14 protein-coding genes are annotated in these 19,260 nt (G+C 63.7%); 8 read left to right on the top strand and 6 right to left on the bottom strand.

The features are described 5' to 3' along the window. Window positions 1-2: 2 nt before the first annotated feature. Both glcE and glcD read right to left on the bottom strand, forming a co-directional pair. The gene (glcE, locus tag J3A98_RS14005) at window positions 3-1,055 is read right to left on the bottom strand and encodes a glycolate oxidase subunit GlcE (protein ID WP_209966868.1); all 1,053 of its coding nucleotides are present in this window, start codon (window positions 1,053-1,055) and stop codon (window positions 3-5) included. Beyond that, on the bottom strand, window positions 1,055-2,554 hold the full coding sequence (gene glcD / locus J3A98_RS14000; RefSeq protein WP_176682429.1) for a glycolate oxidase subunit GlcD: 1,500 nt from the start codon (window positions 2,552-2,554) through the stop codon (window positions 1,055-1,057). Before glcD ends, glcE begins: the two co-directional genes overlap by 1 nt. Window positions 2,555-2,749: 195 nt before the next feature. Between glcD and glcC the strand changes: the two genes are divergently transcribed. Next, the gene (gene glcC / locus J3A98_RS13995; RefSeq protein ID WP_209966866.1) at window positions 2,750-3,514 is read left to right on the top strand and encodes a transcriptional regulator GlcC; all 765 of its coding nucleotides are present in this window, start codon (window positions 2,750-2,752) and stop codon (window positions 3,512-3,514) included. A 64-nt stretch (window positions 3,515-3,578) separates the two neighbouring features. Here glcC and J3A98_RS13990 read toward each other — a convergent pair whose 3' ends face one another. Then, window positions 3,579-3,896, bottom strand: coding sequence for a DUF2388 domain-containing protein (locus tag J3A98_RS13990; RefSeq protein ID WP_017148260.1), 318 nt, complete (start codon window positions 3,894-3,896; stop codon window positions 3,579-3,581). Window positions 3,897-4,178: 282 nt separating this feature from the next. Between J3A98_RS13990 and J3A98_RS13985 the strand changes: the two genes are divergently transcribed. After that, entirely contained in the window at window positions 4,179-4,805 is a 627-nt protein-coding gene (locus tag J3A98_RS13985; RefSeq protein ID WP_209966864.1) for a glutathione S-transferase, read from the top strand. 42 nt (window positions 4,806-4,847) lie between these two features. On the opposite strand, the gene mrdA is transcribed toward J3A98_RS13985, so the two are convergent. Further along, the gene (mrdA, locus tag J3A98_RS13980) at window positions 4,848-6,743 is read right to left on the bottom strand and encodes a penicillin-binding protein 2 (RefSeq protein ID WP_209966862.1); all 1,896 of its coding nucleotides are present in this window, start codon (window positions 6,741-6,743) and stop codon (window positions 4,848-4,850) included. 550 nt (window positions 6,744-7,293) lie between these two features. Here mrdA and J3A98_RS13975 point away from each other — a divergent pair. From J3A98_RS13975 to J3A98_RS13965, 3 genes are all read left to right on the top strand, one after another. Further along, window positions 7,294-8,634 (top strand): MFS transporter, encoded by a 1,341-nt coding sequence (locus J3A98_RS13975; RefSeq protein WP_209966860.1) that lies wholly within the window; start codon window positions 7,294-7,296, stop codon window positions 8,632-8,634. Window positions 8,635-8,736: 102 nt separating this feature from the next. Further along, the gene (locus J3A98_RS13970; protein ID WP_209966858.1) at window positions 8,737-9,990 is read left to right on the top strand and encodes an OprD family porin; all 1,254 of its coding nucleotides are present in this window, start codon (window positions 8,737-8,739) and stop codon (window positions 9,988-9,990) included. 1,527 nt (window positions 9,991-11,517) lie between these two features. Then, complete coding sequence (locus J3A98_RS13965) at window positions 11,518-12,231, top strand: GntR family transcriptional regulator (RefSeq protein ID WP_209969862.1); 714 nt, start codon at window positions 11,518-11,520, stop codon at window positions 12,229-12,231. 6 nt (window positions 12,232-12,237) lie between these two features. On the opposite strand, the gene J3A98_RS13960 is transcribed toward J3A98_RS13965, so the two are convergent. Continuing rightward, window positions 12,238-13,188 (bottom strand): PDR/VanB family oxidoreductase, encoded by a 951-nt coding sequence (locus tag J3A98_RS13960; RefSeq protein WP_209966855.1) that lies wholly within the window; start codon window positions 13,186-13,188, stop codon window positions 12,238-12,240. A gap of 12 nt (window positions 13,189-13,200) precedes the next feature. Next, window positions 13,201-14,268 carry an aromatic ring-hydroxylating dioxygenase subunit alpha gene (locus J3A98_RS13955; protein WP_098090670.1) on the bottom strand — a complete coding sequence of 356 codons (1,068 nt, stop codon included), beginning with the start codon at window positions 14,266-14,268 and terminating at the stop codon, window positions 13,201-13,203. A gap of 281 nt (window positions 14,269-14,549) precedes the next feature. Between J3A98_RS13955 and J3A98_RS13950 the strand changes: the two genes are divergently transcribed. From J3A98_RS13950 to J3A98_RS13940, 3 genes are read left to right on the top strand one after another with little or no spacing between them, the layout of a single operon-like run. Next, on the top strand, window positions 14,550-15,215 hold the full coding sequence (locus tag J3A98_RS13950) for an ABC transporter ATP-binding protein (RefSeq protein WP_209966853.1): 666 nt from the start codon (window positions 14,550-14,552) through the stop codon (window positions 15,213-15,215). Continuing rightward, window positions 15,215-17,674: an ABC transporter permease gene (locus J3A98_RS13945; RefSeq protein WP_209966851.1), complete on the top strand. Its 2,460-nt coding sequence runs from the start codon at window positions 15,215-15,217 to the stop codon at window positions 17,672-17,674. The genes J3A98_RS13950 and J3A98_RS13945 overlap by 1 nt, the downstream gene beginning before the upstream one ends. Beyond that, on the top strand, window positions 17,664-18,722 hold the full coding sequence (locus J3A98_RS13940) for a lipocalin-like domain-containing protein (protein WP_209966849.1): 1,059 nt from the start codon (window positions 17,664-17,666) through the stop codon (window positions 18,720-18,722). Before J3A98_RS13945 ends, J3A98_RS13940 begins: the two co-directional genes overlap by 11 nt. Window positions 18,723-19,260: the final 538 nt, after the last annotated feature.

Here is a 19,260-nt window from a genome sequence, read left to right as displayed (position 1 = left end):
CCTCACAGGTCCGGGTACAGGCGACCAGGGTTGAACACCCCCTGGGGATCGAGCTGCTGCTTGAGGGCGCGGTGGTAGCGCATCAGTGCAACCGGCAGTGGCGGGCTGCTGGTTGCACCGGGGGCGTAGCAGGTGGCGTGGCCACCCACCTTGGCCACCTGGTCGCGAATGGCCTGCGCTGGTGCGCGGGTCTTGAGCCAGCGCTGGGCACCCCCCCAGTCGATCAGTTGCTGGCCGGGCAGGTCCAGCTCGCCGGTGATGGTGGGTACGGACAGGCGCCACAGGGGGGCGGCGTCGGTAAAGAACGCCAGGCGCTGCTCGCGCAGGTCGCTCCAGAAGCGGTTATCGAGTGTTTCGCCCCCCAGCCGTTGGCGTGCCGACTGCACCGACCCTTCGCCGCCTTCCAAGCGCAGGTACAGCGTTTCGCCGTCATGGCAGGCGGCGCTGATCGGCAGCGGTTGCTGGCCCCATTCGGCCAGCTCGGCCAGCGCTTCATTGCGCCCCATCGGCAGGCGCAGGCTCAGGCACAGGCGCGGCCGTGGCAGCACTTTCAGCGAAACTTCGGTCAGCAGCCCCAGGCATCCGAAGCTGCCCGCCATCAGGCGTGACACATCGTAGCCGGCGACGTTCTTCATCACCTCGCCACCAAAGCGCAGCAGTTTGCCGTGGCCGGTGATCACCCGTGTACCCAGTACAAAGTCGCGCACCGACCCGGCCCACGGCCGTCGAGGGCCAGACAACCCCGTCGCGACCATGCCGCCCAAGGTGGCCTCGGGGCCCAGGTGGGGTGGCTCGCAGGGCAGCATCTGGCCAGCCTCGTGCAGGGCTGCCTCGATCTCGCGCAGAGGGGTACCGGCGCGGGCCGTGAGTACCAGCTCGGTGGGGTCGTAGCTGACAATGCCGCGGTGGTTGCGGGTGTCGAGTACTTCGCCGGCCACCGGGTTGCCGAGCATCGCTTTGCTGTTGCTGCCCTGGATACGCAGCGGCATACCTTCGTTCAGCGCCTGGTTGACCTGCTCCAACAGCGTCTGGCTCATGTCGCGGTCCATGCTCATCAGAAGCGCTCCAGCTCGGGGAAGGGCAGTTGCCCATGGTGCACATGCAGGGCGCCGAATTCGGCGCAGCGGTGCAGGGTGGGAATGTTCTTGCCGGGGTTGAGCAGGCCCTGGGGGTCGAAGGCGGCCTTCACCGCGTGGAACAGGGTAATTTCGTCGCTGTTGAACTGCGCGCACATCTGGTTGATCTTCTCGCGCCCCACGCCGTGTTCACCGGTGATGCTGCCGCCCACCTTCACACACAGTTCCAGAATCTTGCCGCCGATCGCTTCGGCACGCTCCAGCTCGCCGGGCAGGTTGGCATCGAAGAGGATCAAAGGGTGCATGTTGCCGTCGCCGGCATGGAATACGTTGGCCACCCGCAGGCCGTACTCCGCGGACAGGTCGCTGATGCCCTTGAGCACCCGTGGCAATGCTCGGCGCGGGATGGTGCCGTCCATGCAGTAGTAGTCCGGGGAGATGCGCCCCACGGCCGGAAAGGCGTTCTTGCGTCCGGCCCAGAAGCGAACGCGCTCGGCTTCGTCGCAGGCCAGGCGCACCTCGCGGGCCCCGGCTTGCGTCAGCACCGCGGCGACGCGCTGGCAGTCGTCGTGAACATCGGCTTCCACGCCATCCAGTTCGCACAGCAGGATCGCCGCCGCGTCCACCGGGTAGCCGGCATGGATGAAGTCTTCTGCGGCGCGGATCGCCAGGTTGTCCATCATCTCCAGGCCGCCGGGAATGATGCCGGCAGCGATGATGTCGGCGACTGCCCGGCCGGCGTCCTCGACGCTTTCGAAACTGGCCAGTATCACCCGCGCCACCTGGGGCTTGGGCAGCAGCTTGACGGTGACTTCGGTGACGATACCGAGCATGCCTTCGGAGCCGGTGAACAATGCCAGCAGGTCGAAGCCGGGGCTGTCCAAGGCATCGCTGCCCAGGCTCAGGCGTTCGCCCTCGACTGTGAGAATCTCCACCTTGAGCACATTGTGTACGGTCAGGCCGTACTTGAGGCAGTGCACGCCACCGGCGTTTTCGGCGACGTTGCCCCCGATCGAGCAGGCAATTTGCGAGGAAGGGTCTGGTGCGTAGTACATGCCATGGGGTGCGGCGGCCTGGGAGATGGCCAGGTTGCGTACGCCCGGCTGCACGCGGGCGTAGCGCCCCTGAGGGTTTACCTCGAGGATACGGTTGAAGCGCGCCATCACCAGCAGGATGCCCTTGGCCAGTGGCAGGGCACCACCCGACAGGCCGGTACCGGCACCACGCGCAACCACCGGGACGCCGCGCTGGTGGCAAAGCTTCAGCAGCGTCTGCACCTGCTCCAGGCGCTCGGGGAGCACCACCAGCAGTGGCACTGTGCGGTAGGCCGACAGGCCGTCGCATTCGTACGGTTTGAGGTCTTCATCGCGGTGCAGGATTTCAAGATCCGGCAGGGCGTCGCGCAGCGCCTGCAACAGGGCGGCCCGGTCCACGTTGGGCAGCGCGCCATCGACGCGTTCGTCGTACAGGATATTCATCGGCTCACTCGGCAACGGTTTTTATTGTTGTTGGCAAAGCGGTCACCGTTGCAGCGTGCGCGTGCTAGCGGCCGGGGTCGAGTGAGATGTTGACTGGTCCTACCAGTTTCTTCGGACAATGCTGTTTACTCACGGCTCTGTCCGGCTAGATTGGCGCTATAAGTCAAAGTGGTCCTACCAGCAGGAGTGTGTGCAGTGGGTACTGAAGGCAAGGTCAAGGTCGCCGACCAGGTGGCCGAACGGGTCGAGCGGCTTATCGTCGAAGGTGTGCTCAAGGTGGGCCAGGCGCTGCCGTCGGAGCGGCGGCTGGTGGAGAAGCTTGGCTGTTCACGTTCGGCGTTGCGGGAGGGCCTGCGCATTTTGCGTGGGCGCGGCATCATCGACACCGAACAGGGGCGGGGTTCGTTCGTCGCCGATCTCACCGGGCCGGCGGGTGCTACGCCTTTGATGCACCTGTTCAGTTCGCAACCGCGTACGCTGTTCGACCTGCTGGAGGTCCGGGCGTTGCTGGAGGCTGAGTCGGCGCGGTTGGCTGCGTTGCGCGCTACCGACGTCGACCGCCTGCTGATCCGTCGGCGCTATGAAGAAATGCTGGCTGCGCACGAGGCTGCGCAGGCGCTCGATGCCCGTGAGCATGCCCTTCGTGACCATGCCTTTCACCGGGCGATCAGTGAGGCGTCGCATAACCCGGTGCTGGTGCATACCCTGCAATCGCTCAGTGACCTGACGCTGAGCACCGTGTTTGCTTCGGTCAACAATTTGTATTGCCGGCCGGCGCAGAAACGCCAGATTGATCGGCAGCATGCGCGGTTGTATCGCGCGGTGATGGAGCAACTGCCCGAGCAGGCGCAGCGGGCGGCGCGTGAGCATATCAACGGTATACGCGACAGTTTGCGGGAGATCGAGCAGGAAGAGCAGCGCCTGGTCAGGGCGACCATGCGCATGGATGGCTGGGGGTGAGGTGGCCCTGTACCGCCCTTTTGCGTCGAACCGCTGCGAAAGGCGGTACAGGTTTACGCAATGGTCAGTGGTCAGCCACAGGGTCATCCTGCGACAGGATGGCCCGGGCCAGTTCTTCATCATTGGCCTGCAGCCCTGGATGGTCCTTGCGGGCCTGTTCAAGCGCCGACTCCACATAGGCGCCGCGGATGGCACCGCCGCTGGCGACGAACGCTGAAAGTTCGTCACGGGCCGGGATGATCCGTTTGTCATCCTTGAAGGTCGAATACAGCGAAGCGGAAATACCGGCCGAGGTAGCGACGTCGCCCGCATCGACGCGGGCCAGGGCAGCGCCGGCAGGCACCAGGAGCAGCAGCGCAGGGGCGAGCAGTAGGTGGCGCATGTCGTGTTCTCCAGTAGCGTGAAGCACAGGGAAATAAACCACTCAGTTTCTAAGACGGCCGGGGCGTTCAGGTAGTTCCCTGCTCCTGGCTGGAGAGTGTCGAGGGTGAAAGTGCACCTGCTGCTGACGAGGTGGCTGAACTCACGGATTTCAAGGTACCGACGGAGCGCGTCATGGATTGACCGCGTCGGGATGCGCGTGATTTGCTTGGGTGGATGGCGCTTCGCGGGCAAACCCGCAGAGGGCCCTGCCGATCATTCAAAGGAAACTGAAGGTTCGCCCATGTCCGACTACAAGCTGCATTGCTTCGCCGAATCCGGCAACGCCTACAAGGTTGCGCTCATGCTTGAACTCACCGGCCAGAACTGGCAGCCGGTGTTCGTCGACTTCTTCCATGGCCAGACCCGTGAGCAAGCCTGGCGCGATGAGGTGAACGAGCAGGGCGAGGTGCCGGTGATGGAACACGCTGGCAAGCGTTTCACCCAATCTGCGCTGATCCTGGAATACCTTGCTGAACAGACCGGCCAGTTCGGGCCCCGCGATGAAGACGAAAAACGCGAGATCTGGCGCTGGATGCTGTTCGACAACCATAAGTTCACCAGCTACTACGCTGTGCTGCGCTTTCTGTTCTGCCTGAAGAACACCGGTGAAACCGATGTCACGAGGTTCCTGCGCGAGCGTGCCAAGGCGGCTTACCGTATTGTCGACGCGCACCTGGCGAAGACGCCATTCATGGTCGGTGGCCGGTTGACCATTGCCGACCTGTCGTTAGCGGGGTATGTGTTCATGCCAGAAGACACCGGTATTCCGCTGGCAGAGTTCACCCACATCGAGGCCTGGAAAGCCCGCATCCAGGCGCTGCCGGGGTGGAAGCACCCGTATGAGCTGATGCCGCGCACGGCATCCTGACTCGTTCGCGGCCAAGGCCGCCTCCACTGCGGTCCCGCAAAATCAGGTATGTGGCACACCCCGAGTGGGTGCGCCGCCCGCATACTCCGGCTTCAGGTGCCCTTGCTCATCCAGTAGATAGGCGTCCATCACCTCCCGTACCACCGGCCCTGCGACCCGGCCCCCAGCCTCGCCGTTCTCGATCATCACCGCCACCACCACGCTGGGATGCTCGGCCGGAGCAAAGCCGACAAACAGGGCATTGTCGCGGTGGCGCTCCAGGGTCTTGTTGCGGTTGTAACGCTCACCCTGCTTGATCGCCACCACCTGCGCGGTACCGCTTTTGCCGGCAATTCGGTACTGGGCACCGGCGGCCGCGGCGCGGGCAATACCGCGCGGGTCGTGCATGACCATCTGCATGCCCTGGTTGACCTGGTCCCAGGCATGCTTGTCGTGCAGAACGATGTTGGGCATGGGGTGGGTGTCGACTGGTGTGTCGCCGCCCACGGTCATGGCCAGGTGCGGGCGGTGCCACACGCCCTTGCTTGCCAGCAGGCTGGTGGCCTGGGCCAACTGCAGCGGGGTGACCTGCATGTAACCCTGGCCAATGCCCAGGATCAGCGTCTCGCCCGGGAACCAGGCCTGGCGCCGTGTAGCGCGCTTCCACTCGGCCGAGGGCATCAGCCCGGAGGCCTCCTCGAACATGTCCAGCGACACCTTCTGGCCCAGGCCGAACTCGGCCATGTAGTCGTGCAGGCGGTCGATGCCCAGTTTGTGCGCCAGGTCGTAGAAGTAGGTGTCGTTGGAACGCATGATGGCGGTGTACATGTCCACCCAGCCGTCACCGCTGCGGTTCCAGTTGCGGTACTTGTGGTGATAGTTGGGCAGTTCGTAGTAGCCCGGGTCGAACACCCGGCTGCCCGGAGTGATCACCCCGCTGTCGAGGCCAGCGATCGCCACTTCAGGCTTCACGGTCGAGCCGGGCGCGTACAGGCCGCGCAGGACGCGGTTGAACAGTGGGCGGTCGATGGAGTCGCGCAGCGCGGCATACTGTTTGAAGCTGATGCCCTTGACGAACAGGTTGGGGTCGAAGCTGGGGTTGCTGACCATCGCCAGGACATCACCATTGGCCGGGTCCAGCACCACTACCGAGCCACGGCGGTCACCCAGCGCTTTTTCTGCGGCTACCTGCAAATGGGCGTCCAGGGTGAGCACTATGTCCTGCCCTGGGGTCGGGTCCTTGTGGTTGAGCACGCGCATCACCCGCCCTTGAGCGTTGGTCTCGACCTCTTCGTAGCCCACGTGGCCATGCAGTTGGCTTTCGTAGAAGCGCTCGATGCCAGTCTTGCCAATCGACTGGGTGCCGCGGTACTCCGTGCTGTCGAGCGTCCTGGCCTCTTTCTCGTTGATGCGCCCCACGTAGCCCACTGAATGAGCGAAATGCTCGGCCAGTGGGTACTCGCGGATGAATTGCGGCTCTACATCCAGGCCTGGCAGGCGGAACTGGTTCACGGCGACCAGGGCGATCTGTTTCTCGCTCAAACCCACCATGAGGGTCACGGGCTCGAACGGTTTGCGGCCACGGCGCAGGTCCTTGTCGAACTGCTTACGGTCGTCTTCGGTCAGGCCCAGCACCTGCGTCAGGGTGTCGAGCACTTTGGCCGAGTCGCCGCCGGCCCGCTCGCGGGTCATGGTCAGGTCGAAGCTGGGCTTGTTGTCCGCCAGTACCACGCCGTTGCGGTCGTAGATCAGCCCGCGTTCGGGGGCGATGGGCAACACGTGCACGCGGTTGTTTTCCGACACGGCCGTTTGCTGGTCGTGCTGTAGCACTTGCAGCACATAGAGCCGGCCAACCAGGACGGCACACAGGCTGAACACCATGGCGGCGCAGGCCAGAAGCCGACGGTTGACCAGATGTTTTTCCTTTTCGTGGTCCTTTAGAGGGATAGGTTGCGGCATCAGTGAGTCGATCCTGGGGGGAGCAGTACGCGCGCGATCGGGCCGCGGATGCTACGCAACCCGTACTGCCCCCTCAAGACGAGCCCCGGCTGCCGGCTGGCTGGCATCGGCTGTGTGCCCCATGATCCGGGCGCTGAGGGGGAACATGAAGATTTGTTCATTGCGCAGTGAAGAGGGGGACTCAAGGATGGTTTGTGATGATTTTGTGGATCCATAATCAGTTTATGTGCGATAACCGAACATCAAGTTTTTCAGATTTTTAGTTACTAAGTGGTTGAATTAACAAGTAAAAAATTATTGCGTCCCAGCAATTCATTGAAATTGGTCGCGCATAATTGAGAGTCAGCGCTTTCGTCATGTTGTCTATGGATCCATTATCTGATTGATTAGCGCCTGACAACGGCCGGAGCCCTCCTGCCGTATGCGATAACAATTACAAAAAGGGTCCAGTCATGAATGGCTATCCAACGGCACTGAACCGTCAGGGTTCCGCCTGCGCGTGCGCATCTTCCCTCTCGCCTGTGGCCAAGCCTGGCCGGCAGGTGACCCCATGAATACCGATCTCAAGCAACGTCTGGACAACGACCCGATGGGTCGCTTTCAGTGCCTGGCCATTGGTATTTGCATCATCCTCAACATGATCGATGGCTTTGACGTGCTGGTCATGGCCTTTACCGCTGCCTCGGTGTCTGCCGAGTGGAACCTGAACGGGGCGCAGGTAGGGCTTCTGCTCAGTGCCGGCTTGTTCGGTATGGCGGCCGGGTCATTGTTCATCGCGCCGTGGGCTGACCGCTTTGGCCGACGCCCGCTGATCCTGCTGTGTCTGGCGCTGTCCGGTATCGGCATGCTGCTCTCGGCACTGAGTCAGAGCCCGCTGCAACTGGCGCTGCTGCGTGGTCTGACCGGGCTGGGCATTGGTGGCATCCTGGCCAGCAGCAATGTGATTGCCAGTGAATATGCCAGCAAACGCTGGCGCGGCTTGGCGGTTAGCCTGCAGTCCACTGGTTATGCGCTGGGCGCGACCCTGGGCGGTTTGCTGGCGGTATGGTTGCTGGGGCATTGGGGCTGGCGCTCGGTATTTCTGTTTGGCGGCATCGTTACCGTACTGGTGATTCCGCTGGTACTGCTGTGGTTGCCAGAGTCGCTGGACTTTCTGCTGGCACGCCGGCCGGCCAATGCTCTGGCCCGGGTCAACCGTCTTGCCGTGCGCCTCGGCCAACCGGCATTGGCGCAACTGCCGGCTGTTGCCGCAAGGGCAGCGGGTGCCAACAGCGGTTTCAGGCAACTGCTGGCGCCGGCCATGCGCCGCACCACGCTGGTGATCTGGTTGCTGTTCTTCCTGGTCATGTTCGGCTTCTACTTCGTCATGAGCTGGACGCCAAAACTGTTGGTGGCCGCCGGCTTGTCGGCCCAGCAAGGCATCACCGGCGGCGTACTGTTGAGCGTGGGCGGCATCCTTGGCGCGGCGCTGATCGGCGGCCTGGCTTCGTGCTGGCCACTGACTCGCGTGCTGGCGTTGTTCATGCTCATTACCGCAGCGCTGCTGGTGCTGTTCGTGGCCAATGGTGCCTCGGTCACTGCGGCGCTGGCGTTGGGACTGCTGATCGGGCTGTTTTCCAACGGCTGCGTGGCTGGGCTGTATGCCTTGTCGCCGGTGGTCTACGACGCCTCGGTACGCGCCACCGGCGTGGGCTGGGGTATCGGCATCGGCCGCATGGGCGCGATCCTGTCGCCGACCGTGGCTGGCGTGTTGCTCGATGGTGGCTGGCAGCCCCTGCATCTGTATGGCGTGTTCGCCATCGTATTCGTGCTTGCCGCGGGTTGCCTGCTGTTGCTGCGCCCGATGAACAAGCCGGCGTCCACCCTGCCTGCTGATGCACTGAGTCACTGAGTGCAACCCGGCCTGGCCGGGTATCTGAATGCAACTTCCTGCTCCGGGTCAGGCTGGCCTGGGGCGGCCTGCTGCGCCTATTGAAAGCGGAGAACAATAATAATGAAGGATACAACTCGTACGCTGGCCCGTTCGGCCCTGGCAGTTTCGCTGGCGTTTGGTCTCGGTTTGCCGGCCTGGGCCGATGAAGGGGGCTTCTTTGAAGGTGCCAAGGGCGGGCTGACACTGCGCAACTACTATTTCAATCGTGATTTCCGCGACCCGGGGGCAGCCAAGGGCAAGGTTGAAGAATGGGCCCAGGGTTTCATCTTCAAGTTCAGCTCGGGCTACACCCCGGGGCTGATCGGTTTTGGCCTGGACGGTATCGCCTTGTTCGGCGTGAGGCTGGACAGCGGCCGCGGTACCAGCGGCTCAGAACTGCTGCCGGTGCACGATGACGGGCGTGCGGCCGACGACTACGGTCGGGCAGGGCTGGCGGCGAAGCTGCGTATTTCCGCGACCGAGCTGAAGGTGGGGGAGTTGTTGCCGGATATCCCACTGTTGCGCTACGACGATGGTCGCCTGCTGCCGCAGACCTTTCGTGGCGCCATGCTCGACTCGCGGGAAATCGCAGGCCTTAGCCTGCAGGCCGGCCAGTACCGCGAGGTGAGCCTGCGCCACTCTTCGGACATGCAGGACCTATCTGCCTGGGCCGCGCCCGGGGTCACCTCGGACGGCTTCAACTACGCAGGTGCCGAGTACCGCTTCAACCAGCAGCGAACACTGATCGGCGCCTGGCACGCGCAGTTGGAGGACATCTACCAGCAAAGCTACTTCAACCTGCTGCACAGCCAGCAGGTAGGGGAGTGGAGGTTGGGGGCCAACCTGGGCTACTTCATTGACCGGGATGACGGGCAGGCGCGCATCGGCGACATCCAGAGCCGCACCGGCTACGCCTTGCTGTCAGCTTCGCACAGTGGCCACACGCTGTACCTGGGGTTGCAGAAGGTCAGTGGCGACAGCCAGTGGATGTCGGTGTACGGCAGCAGTGGGCGAACCCTGGGCAATGACATGTTCAACGGCAACTTCAGCAATGCTGACGAGCGCTCGTGGCAAGTGCGTTACGACTACAACTTTGCCGCGCTGGGTGTGCCAGGGCTGTTGGCCATGGTGCGCTACGGCCACGGCGAGAATGCCACCACGGCGGCGGGCAGCAATGGCAAGGAGTGGGAGCGCGATATCGAGGTGAACTACACCTTCCAGAGTGGGGCTTTGAAGAACCTCAACATCCGGCTGAACAACGCGGCCAACCGGCGCAGCTTCAACAGTGATCTCGACCAGACGCGCCTGATCGTCAGCTACCCGCTGACCTTCTAGGGCGGGTTTAGCGCGAACACCGGCGTAGCCGGTGCCATGCCTCGCGTCGCCTGCTTCGCGGGTAAACCCGCTCCTACATCTACAGCGCATGTCTTGAGCCAGGTTGGTTTCCAGCCGTAAGCGCATCCCCCCGTAGGAGCGGGTTCACCCGCGAACACCGGCGCAGCCGGTGCCATGCCCCGCGTCGCCTGCTTCGCGGGTAAACCCGCTCCTACATCTACAGCGCATGTCTTGAGCCAGGTTGGTTTCCAGGCGTTAGCGCGCCCCCCCCGTAGGAGCGGGTTCACCCGCGAACACCGGCGCAGCCGGTGCCATGCCCCGCGTCGCCTGCTTCGCGGGTAAACCCGCTCCTACATCCACAGCGCATGTCTTGAGCCAGGTTGGTTTCCAGCCGTAAGCGCATCCCCCCCGTAGGAGCGGGTTCACCCGCGAACACCGGCGCAGCCGGTGCCATGCCCCGCGTCGCCTGCTTCGCGGGTAAACCCGCTCCTACATCTACAGCGCATGTCTTGAGCCAGGTTGGTTTCCAGCCGTAAGCGCATCCCCCCCGTAGGAGCGGGTTCACCCGCGAACACCGGCGCAGCCGGTGCCATGCCCCGCGTCGCCTGCTTCGCGGGTAAACCCGCTCCTACATCCACAGCGCATGTCTTGAGCCAGGTTGGTTTCCAGCCGTAAGCGCATCCCCCCCGTAGGAGCGGGTTCACCCGCGAACACCGGCGCAGCCGGTGCCATGCCCCGCGTCGCCTGCTTCGCGGGTAAACCCGCTCCTACATCCACAGCGCATGTCTTGAGCCAGGTTGGTTTCCAGCCGTTAGCGCATCCCCCCGTAGGAGCGGGTTCACCCGCGAACACCGGCGCAGCCGGTGCCATGCCTCGCGTCGCCTGCTTCGCGGGTAAACCCGCTCCTACATCTACAGCGCATGTCTTGAGCCAGGTTGGTTTTCAGGCGTTAGCTCGTCCCCCCGTAGGAGCGGGTTCACCCGCGAACACCGGCGCAGCCGGTGCCATGCCCCGCGTCGCCTGCTTCGCGGGTAAACCCGCTCCTACATCCACAGCGCATGTCTTGAGCCAGGTTGGTTTCCAGCCGTTAGCGCATCCCCCCCGTAGGAGCGGGTTCACCCGCGAACACCGGCGTAGCCGGTGCCATGCCCCGCGTCGCCTGCTTCGCGGGTAAACCCGCTCCTACATCTACAGCGCATGTCTTGAGCCAGGCTGGTTTCCAGGCGTTAGCTCGTCCCCCCGTAGGAGCGGGTTCACCCGCGAACACCGGCGTAGCCGGTGCCATGCCCCGCGTCGCCTGCTTCGCGGGTAAACCCGCTCCTACATCTACAGCGCATGTCTTGAGCCAGGTTGGTTTCCAGGCGTTAGCGCCCCCCCCCGTAGGAGCGGGTTCACCCGCGAACACCGGCGCAGCCGGTGCCATGCCCCGCGTCGCCTGCTACGCGGGTAAACCCGCTCCTACACAGGCCTGCAGCAACCCCTCGGCTTGCGCTAAGATGCCCGCTCATGTCTGTGGAAGTAGCCTGGATGAGCAAACCCGGTCAAATGGTGCTGGTTGCGCTGCGCAAGATGATCGCTTCGGGCGAGCTGGCGGCCGGCGAACGCTTGATGGAAGTCCCAACCGCTGAACTGTTCGGCGTTTCACGCATGCCGGTGCGCATGGCATTTCGTACCCTGGAACAGGAAGGCCTGCTGGTGCGCTTTGGCGGCCGGGGGTTTCAGGTGCGCTCGGTCAGCGCCGATGACATCGCAGGTGCGGTCGAGGTGCGCGGTGTGCTGGAGGGGTTGGCTGCTCGTCAGGCCGCTGAGCGTGGCTTGTCGGTGCAAGCACGCGCTGCGCTGCAGCAGTGCCTGATCGACGGCGATCAGTTGTTCGACAAAGGCTTTGTGAGCGAGGACGACTTGCAGGTCTATCACGACCTGAACATGCGTTTTCATCAGGTGATCATTGACGCCAGCCACAACCCGGCCATTGCCGTTGCCCTGGCGCGCAATGACCACCTGCCATTCGCCTCAGTTACCGCACTGGCGGTCGACCGCCATGATCTGGCCCGTGAGTACCGGCGCTTCAACTTCGCCCACATGCAGCACCACGCTGTGTTCGATGCCCTGGTCAACCGCCAGGGTGCCCGCGCTGAAGCGATCATGCGCGAGCACGCCAATGCCACCTTGCGCTATGCCGAAACCTTTGGCGGGGCAGCGGCAGACGCGGGCATGAAAGTCATCCTGGCCTCGTCGTAAGCCGGGTCAGATATCCAGCACCAGCAGCGGCGTCTTCGAGCGCGAGCAGCAGGGCGTGAACTGATCGTTCAAGGCCTGCTCCTGTTCGGTGAGAAACAGATCGCGATGGTCCGGTGTACCCTGTAGCACGCGTGTCAGGCAGGTGCCGCAAATACCCTGCTCGCACGACATGGCGATCTCGATACCGTTCTCTTCCAGCACCTGCACCACGGTCCGGTCGGCTGGCACCTCGAACACCTGGCCCGTGCTTCCCACCTGCACCGAGAAACTGCCATCGTTGCTGGCATCCACCGGTGCTGCGGCGAAGTACTCGCGGTGCAGGTTGGCCTCCTGCCAGCCCAGCCCCTTCGCGCTGTCCAGCACATGCTGCATGAACCCGCCGGGCCCGCATACATACAGGTGCACATCAGCTTGCGGGTTGCCCAGCACCTGGGCGATGTCCAGCGCCGTTTCCGGCTGCTCGTCAAAATGCACGAACAGCCGATCAGCGAACGGCGCGCTGCGGATCCGCTCGACAAACGCCGCCCGCTCGCTGGAGCGGGCACAGTAGTGCAGCTCGAAGGCCTGGCCGCAGTGGGACAGCTGCTCGGCCATGCACAGGATTGGGGTAATGCCGATGCCGCCGGCAAACAGCACACTGCGCTGCGCCCCCTCGGCCAGCGGGAACAGGTTGCGCGGCGCACTGATACGCAGCCGGGCGCCGGCCTGCACCTGCTCGTGCAGGCTACGTGAGCCGCCCCGCGAAGCCGGGTCGTTGAGCACGCCTATCAGATAGCGATGGCGTTCTTCGGGGTGGTTGCACAGCGAATACTGGCGCACCAGCCCGTCGGGCAGGTGCACGTCGATATGGGCGCCGGCGCTGAACGCCGGCAGCAGGCTACCATCTGCCGCTGCCAGCTCGAAGCTGCAGATACCCTGGGCTTCATCGTTACGGGATACCACTACGGCATCGATCATGTCGGCTGTTCCTCAGGCAGGGGTGGCGCTGGTGGCGATCAGTTGCGGCTGCGGCGCACGCTCTTTGGCGATGATCCGCTCCAGCACTTTGCGTGACTGCACGCCGCCGGCATCGATGTTCAGCTTCAGCAAGTTGCGCTCGGGGTAGGCCAGCAGGTTCTGCTGCTGGCGTTCGAGCATTTCCAGGTCTTCGCTGAAAATCTTGCCCTGGCCCTCACGAATGTTGTCGGTCAGGGTCTGGTCGTGCGCAGCGAAATTGCGCGCCATGCCCCAGAAGTACCAGATAGAGGTATCGCTTTCCGGGGTGATGAAGTCGACCACGATGCTCGATGCCTTGTGCTGTGCCTCGGCGTGGTAGCCGCCCTTGCCGGCATGCGCTACACCCACTTCGATCAGCACATGGCTAGGTGGGGTGAAACGGCAGATCTGCCAGCGGTCCACCGGTACATCGTCGGCCAGGCCGTTGCCACGCAAGGCCATGCGCCAGAACGGCGGCGCCATGATGTTTTCCATGTGCCGGGCGGTGACCACTTCGTCGCCGGTGACGGTGGTCACCGGCGGTGCCTCGTCGATCTCCTTCTGGCCGATGCTGGAGGCGTGCACATAGGTTTCATGGGTGAGGTCCATGAGGTTGTCGATCATCAGGCGGTAGTCGCAACCGATGTGGAACAGCCCGCCGCCGTAGGCCCAGTCATCATTCACCGCCCATTCCAGATGCGGAATCAGCGCCGGGTCGGCCTGCGCCTGGTCGCCGGGCCAGACCCAGATGAAGCCATAGCGCTCGACGGCCGCAAAGGTCTTGTTGCAGGGGAAGCCACGCACCCGTTGGCCCGGCATCGACACGGTCTTGCCGTCGCAACCCATCACCAGGCCGTGGTAGCCGCACACCAGGTTGCCGTCCTCGACATAGCCCAACGACAACGGTGCGCCGCGGTGCGGGCAGAAGTCCTCGACGGCGGCTACTTGGTTCTCTCGGGCGCGGTAGAACACGATTTTTTCCCCGCAGATCTGCCGGCCCAGGGGTTTGGTGGCGATTTCGTCGGGTGTGCAGGCGACGTACCAGGTGTTTTTAGGGTACATGGAAGGCTCTCCGGGGTTTTGTTTTTATTTAATGGATCCATTAAGGCTGTGACTGGCGTGCGAGGTCAATGCATTTTACTTGAGAGATGCGTATTCTGTGCGATTATCGGTTTTTAGTGGATCCATTGATGGGGCGCCCCTGCAATTCGAGCGGGCGGCTGCAGCACCGCGTCGTCTGAACAGGAAGGCACCGGCGAGATCGATCAATGCGGCCGGTGCAGAAGCAGGCCTGGCCGAACCTGCTATGCCTAAAGGGACACCCAACCCATCAAGGCCACTCGATGCTAGCCATCGAACAACTCTACAAATCATTCCCCACCCCCCAGGGCCCGCTCCCCATATTGCAGGGGGTCGATGTGCGCCTGGCGCGGGGCAGCAGCCTGGCGCTGATGGGCGAGTCGGGAAGCGGCAAGAGTACTTTGCTGCACCTGGTGGCTGGCCTGGACCGAGCTGACAGCGGCCGCATTCTGATCGACGATGTTCCGCTCGACGGCCGTTCGGAAGCGTCGCTGGCGCAGTGGCGGCGGGAAGGGATCGGCCTGGTGTTTCAGCAGTACAACCTGATCAGCAGTCTGGACGTGGGCCTGAACCTTACCTTCCAGGCCCGTCTCGCCGGGCGGCATGACCCGCATTGGGCGGCTTACCTGGCGCAGCGCCTGGGCCTGGCGGACCTGCTTGAGCGGTATCCGGAACAACTGTCTGGCGGCCAGCAGCAGCGCGTCGCGATCGGCCGTGCGCTTGCCGGGCGCCCGGCCTGGCTGCTGGCTGACGAACCGACCGGCAGCCTCGATGAAGCCAGCAGTGACGAGGTGCTGAGTTTGTTGCTGCAGTTGGTCGCCGAAGCCGGCAGCGGGGTACTGATGGTGACCCACAGCCCGCGGCTGGCGGCGCGTTTGCAGCACCGTTGCTACCTGCAGGCCGGCCGTGTGCGGCCCGAGCAGGGCTGATGAAGCTTTTGTCGCTGGCCCTGTTGGCGCTGCTCAGCCACTGGCGGCGCCATCGTGTGCAGTGCTTCAGCATCTTCACTGGCCTGTGGCTGGCCACGGCGTTGTGGGCCGGTGTGCAGGCGTTGAACAGCCAGGCACGCAGCGACTATGCCCGGGCCAGCGCGGTATTGACCGGGCCGCTGCAGGCGCAACTGATCGCGCGAAATGGCGAGCGCTTCGATCAGGCTTTGTACGTGCAACTGCGCAGGCTGGGCTGGGCTATTTCGCCGGTGCTGGAAGGGCGCTTGCGCTTGCCGGGCGAGCCCGCACGCAGTGTGCGACTGATCGGCATCGAGCCGTTGAGCCTGCCGCCTGCCAGCAGCATTGCCGGGGTGCAGTTGCAGGCATTCGACCTGCAAGCGTTCATCGGCTCGCCCGGGCAAGCCTGGGTTGGGCCAGATACCTTGCGTCAACTGAACACAAGCCCCGGGCAGCCGACCCGCGACAGTGAAGGGCAGTTGCTGCCGCCTCTGGTTTTGCAGCCTGCGCTGGCACCTGGGGTCATCGTGGTGGACATCGGCCACGCGCAGACGTTGCTGAACGCACCGGGGCAGTTGTCCCGTCTGCTGCTGGCCGATACGCCCGGGCCGTTGCCTGCGGATATCGCCCGCTACCTTGAATTGCAGCCGCGGCAGGACGATGGCGGTTTGCAGCGCCTCACCGACAGTTTCCACCTCAACCTGACCGCGCTCGGCCTGCTGGCGTTCGTCGTCGGTTTGTTCATCGCCCACGCCGCGATCGGTCTGGCGCTGGAGCAGCGCCGTGGGCTGATCCGCAACCTGCGCGCGTGCGGCGTCAGCCTGAAGACCCTGCTGGGTGCCCTGGTACTGGAACTGGGCCTGTTCGCGGCACTGGGTGGGCTGGCCGGGGTGGCCAGTGGTTACGCCTTGGCCGCGTGGCTGCTGCCCGACGTGGCCGCCAGCCTGCGTGGTCTGTATGGCGCCCAGGTCGCCGGCACGTTGAGCCTGCCGGCGGGGTGGTGGCTGCTGGGTGTGTTGGTGAGTGTACTCGGGGCATTGCTGGCTGGGCTGCAGAGTGTAATGCGTGCTGCCCGTTTGCCTTTGCTGGCGCTGGCGCAACCCCAGGCCTGGCGTCTGGCACAGGGGCCATGGTTGAAACGTCAGGCTTTGCTAGCGGGCTTGCTGCTGTTGCTGGCCTTGGCCTGTGGCGTGTTCGGGGCTGGCCTGCTTAGCGCGTTCGGCATGCTGGCAGGGTTGCTGCTGGCGGCGGCGCTGCTGTTGCCGGCCTTGCTCGATCGGGTACTGGCCTGGCTGGCGGATCGTTGCCACCGGCCATTGGCGCAATGGTTCGTGGCTGACAGCCGCCAGCAGCTGCCAGCCCTGAGCCTGGCGTTGGTCGCCCTCTTGCTGGCGCTGGCTGCCAGTGTTGGCGTAGGCAGCATGACCGAGGGTTTTCGCAAGACCTTTGTCGGTTGGCTTGACCTGCGCCTCTCCGCCGACCTGTATGTCACCCCGCGGGACACGGCCCAAGGCTTGCAGATAGTCGAGTGGCTCAAGCAGCAGCCTGTGGCCAGCGTGGTCCTGCCCGGCTGGCGCGCAGACATGCAGCTGCAAGGTTGGCCGGTGCAAGTGCAGGGCATTGTCGATCACCCCGCCTATCGAACGCGCTGGCCATTGCTGGAACAGCATTCGCGCGCCTGGCAGCGACTGGCCAGCGGCCAAGCCGTGATGCTCAGTGAGCAGTTGGCCAGGCGACTGAACCTGCAACTGGGCGATAGCCTGAAGCTGCCCGCAGACACGCCAGCCTTGCCCGTGGTGGGGATCTATGCCGATTACGGTAACCCCAAGGGGCATGTACTGGTCAATGCCGGCTGGTTGCGCGCCCACTGGCCACGGGCAACCCTGGCCGGCTTGAGTGTCGACCTGAGCGCTGAAGGGGTGGCATCGCTCAAGGCCGCGCTGCAACGGCACTTTGCCCTGGATGACAGCCGGGTGGTCGAGCAGGCGCGCCTGAAACGCTGGTCGACCGACGTGTTCAACCGCACCTTTGCCGCCACCGCAGCCCTCAACAGCCTTACCCTTGGCGTGGCCGGTGTGGCGTTGTTCATCAACTTGCTGACCCTGGGCCAGGCCCGGCTGGGCCAGTTGGCACCGCTGTGGGCGTTGGGGGTGCGGCGCATGCAACTGGTCTGGCTGAGCCTCGGGCAGACACTCATGCTAAGCAGCTTCACCGTGCTGCTGGCAATCCCGCTTGGGCTGTTGCTGGCCTGGTGCCTGGTCGCGGTGGTGAACGTGCAGGCCTTCGGCTGGCGCTTACCGCTGTATGTGTTCCCCATGCAACTGCTGCAGTTGACCGTGCTGGGCATGCTCACCAGCCTGCTGGCCTGCGCCTGGCCGCTGTGGCAACTGGCGCGCCGCCAGCCGCGCGAACTGTTGAGGCCGTTGGCCGATGAAGCTTAATGCGTGGCTGTTGCTGACCGGGTTGTTGTTGTGCGGCTGTGATCAGCCAGCACCGCAAAGCTATGCCGGGCTCGGGCAGCAGGCTGGCGAATTCAGCCAGGTGACCCGCGATCATCGTCTGGTATTCCCGCATGACCACGGCCCCCACGACGGCTTTCGTATCGAGTGGTGGTATGTCACCGCCAACCTCAAGGACGCCCAGGGCCGAGATTGGGGCGCCCAGTGGACACTGTTCCGCTCGGCCCTGCGCCCCGGCCCGGAGACCACCGGCTGGAACAGCCCGAACCTGTGGATGGGGCATGCAGCACTGACCGGGCCGGGTGGCCATCAGGCTGCTGAAACCCTGGCGCGGGGTGGTGTCGGCCAGGCCGGCGTGCAGGCCCAGCCGTTTCGGGCATGGATCAACGATTGGGTGTTACAGGGCCGGGGCGGGATTGAACAGCTGCAGATGGCCGCAAGTGGCGACGGATTTCGCTATGACTTGCAGTTGCACAGCGATCTTCCCTTGGTGCTGCATGGTGAGCAGGGCTACAGCGAAAAATCTGGCAAGGGCCAGGCTTCGTACTATTACAGCCAGCCGTTCTACCACGTCCAGGGGCACGTCCAGCGTGGCAGCCTGTGCATCGCGGTTACCGGGCAGGCCTGGCTGGACCGGGAATGGAGCAGTCAGCCGCTGGCGCCCGGGCAGACCGGCTGGGACTGGTTTTCCCTGCACCTGGACAGTGGCGCCAAGCTGATGCTGTTCCAGGTACGGGAGGCCCACGGGGAACCGTATCGCGCCGGGACCTGGGTAGGGCCACAAGGGGACGTGATGGCACTGGACGCCGCACAGATCCAGCTGCAGGCCCTGGCCTGGTCTGCGCAGAAAAACGGCAAGCAGGTGCCGACGCGCTGGCGGGTACAAGTGCCGGAGCATGGGGTGGATGTGCAGGTCGATGCCGTGGAGCCGCAGGCGTGGATGCAGACACGGTTCCCGTATTGGGAAGGGCCGGTACGCTTGAACGGGAGTGCGGGCGGGCGCGGGTATCTGGAGATGACGGGTTACTAGGCTCTGTGTGTAAAGTCTTGAGACGAAGAGCTGGTTCCGGCGAGTTAGCATGCAAGCCTCAGCCAGCCATACCCATATCACACGATGCGCTGAGCCCACTTTCCGGCATAGGCACTGTCGACAAACAGAGTATTCACTGACGGGTACCTGCTCATCAATGAAGCTCAGGAAGAATTGGCTGTTTTAATTGGGGGTGTATCATTTTCTGGACTTGCCTTTGGTGGGTTTAGATTAATTGATATTTGTACGGCGGTGGTCCGCGTGGTCTGTTGGTTTAATTCGTTGATATGGATCAATGCATTGCTGGTGCATTGAGTGCATCTGTTTGGCGCTACTCGATTGGGGGGCAAGCAGAATCCTGGTCGAAGGTTTTCCTGTCGCTTGTAGGAAGTTTCCTAGTTTTGTGCGGGGGGTGGCGAAATGTGAAGAATTGGTGCATGTTTGATCTGGAAACATTTCAAGTGTTGCCTTGGGGGAGCGGTAGTTGCTGGCAATGAATTGAATTCCATTGCAGTTGCCAATGGGCTTGAAATGGATC

Source organism: Pseudomonas sp. BP6 (assembly GCF_017875935.1).
Classification (GTDB): domain Bacteria; phylum Pseudomonadota; class Gammaproteobacteria; order Pseudomonadales; family Pseudomonadaceae; genus Aquipseudomonas; species Aquipseudomonas putida_Y.
The sequence above is the reverse complement of the archived record's forward strand: the minus strand, read 5'-3'. Positions and strand labels throughout refer to the sequence as shown.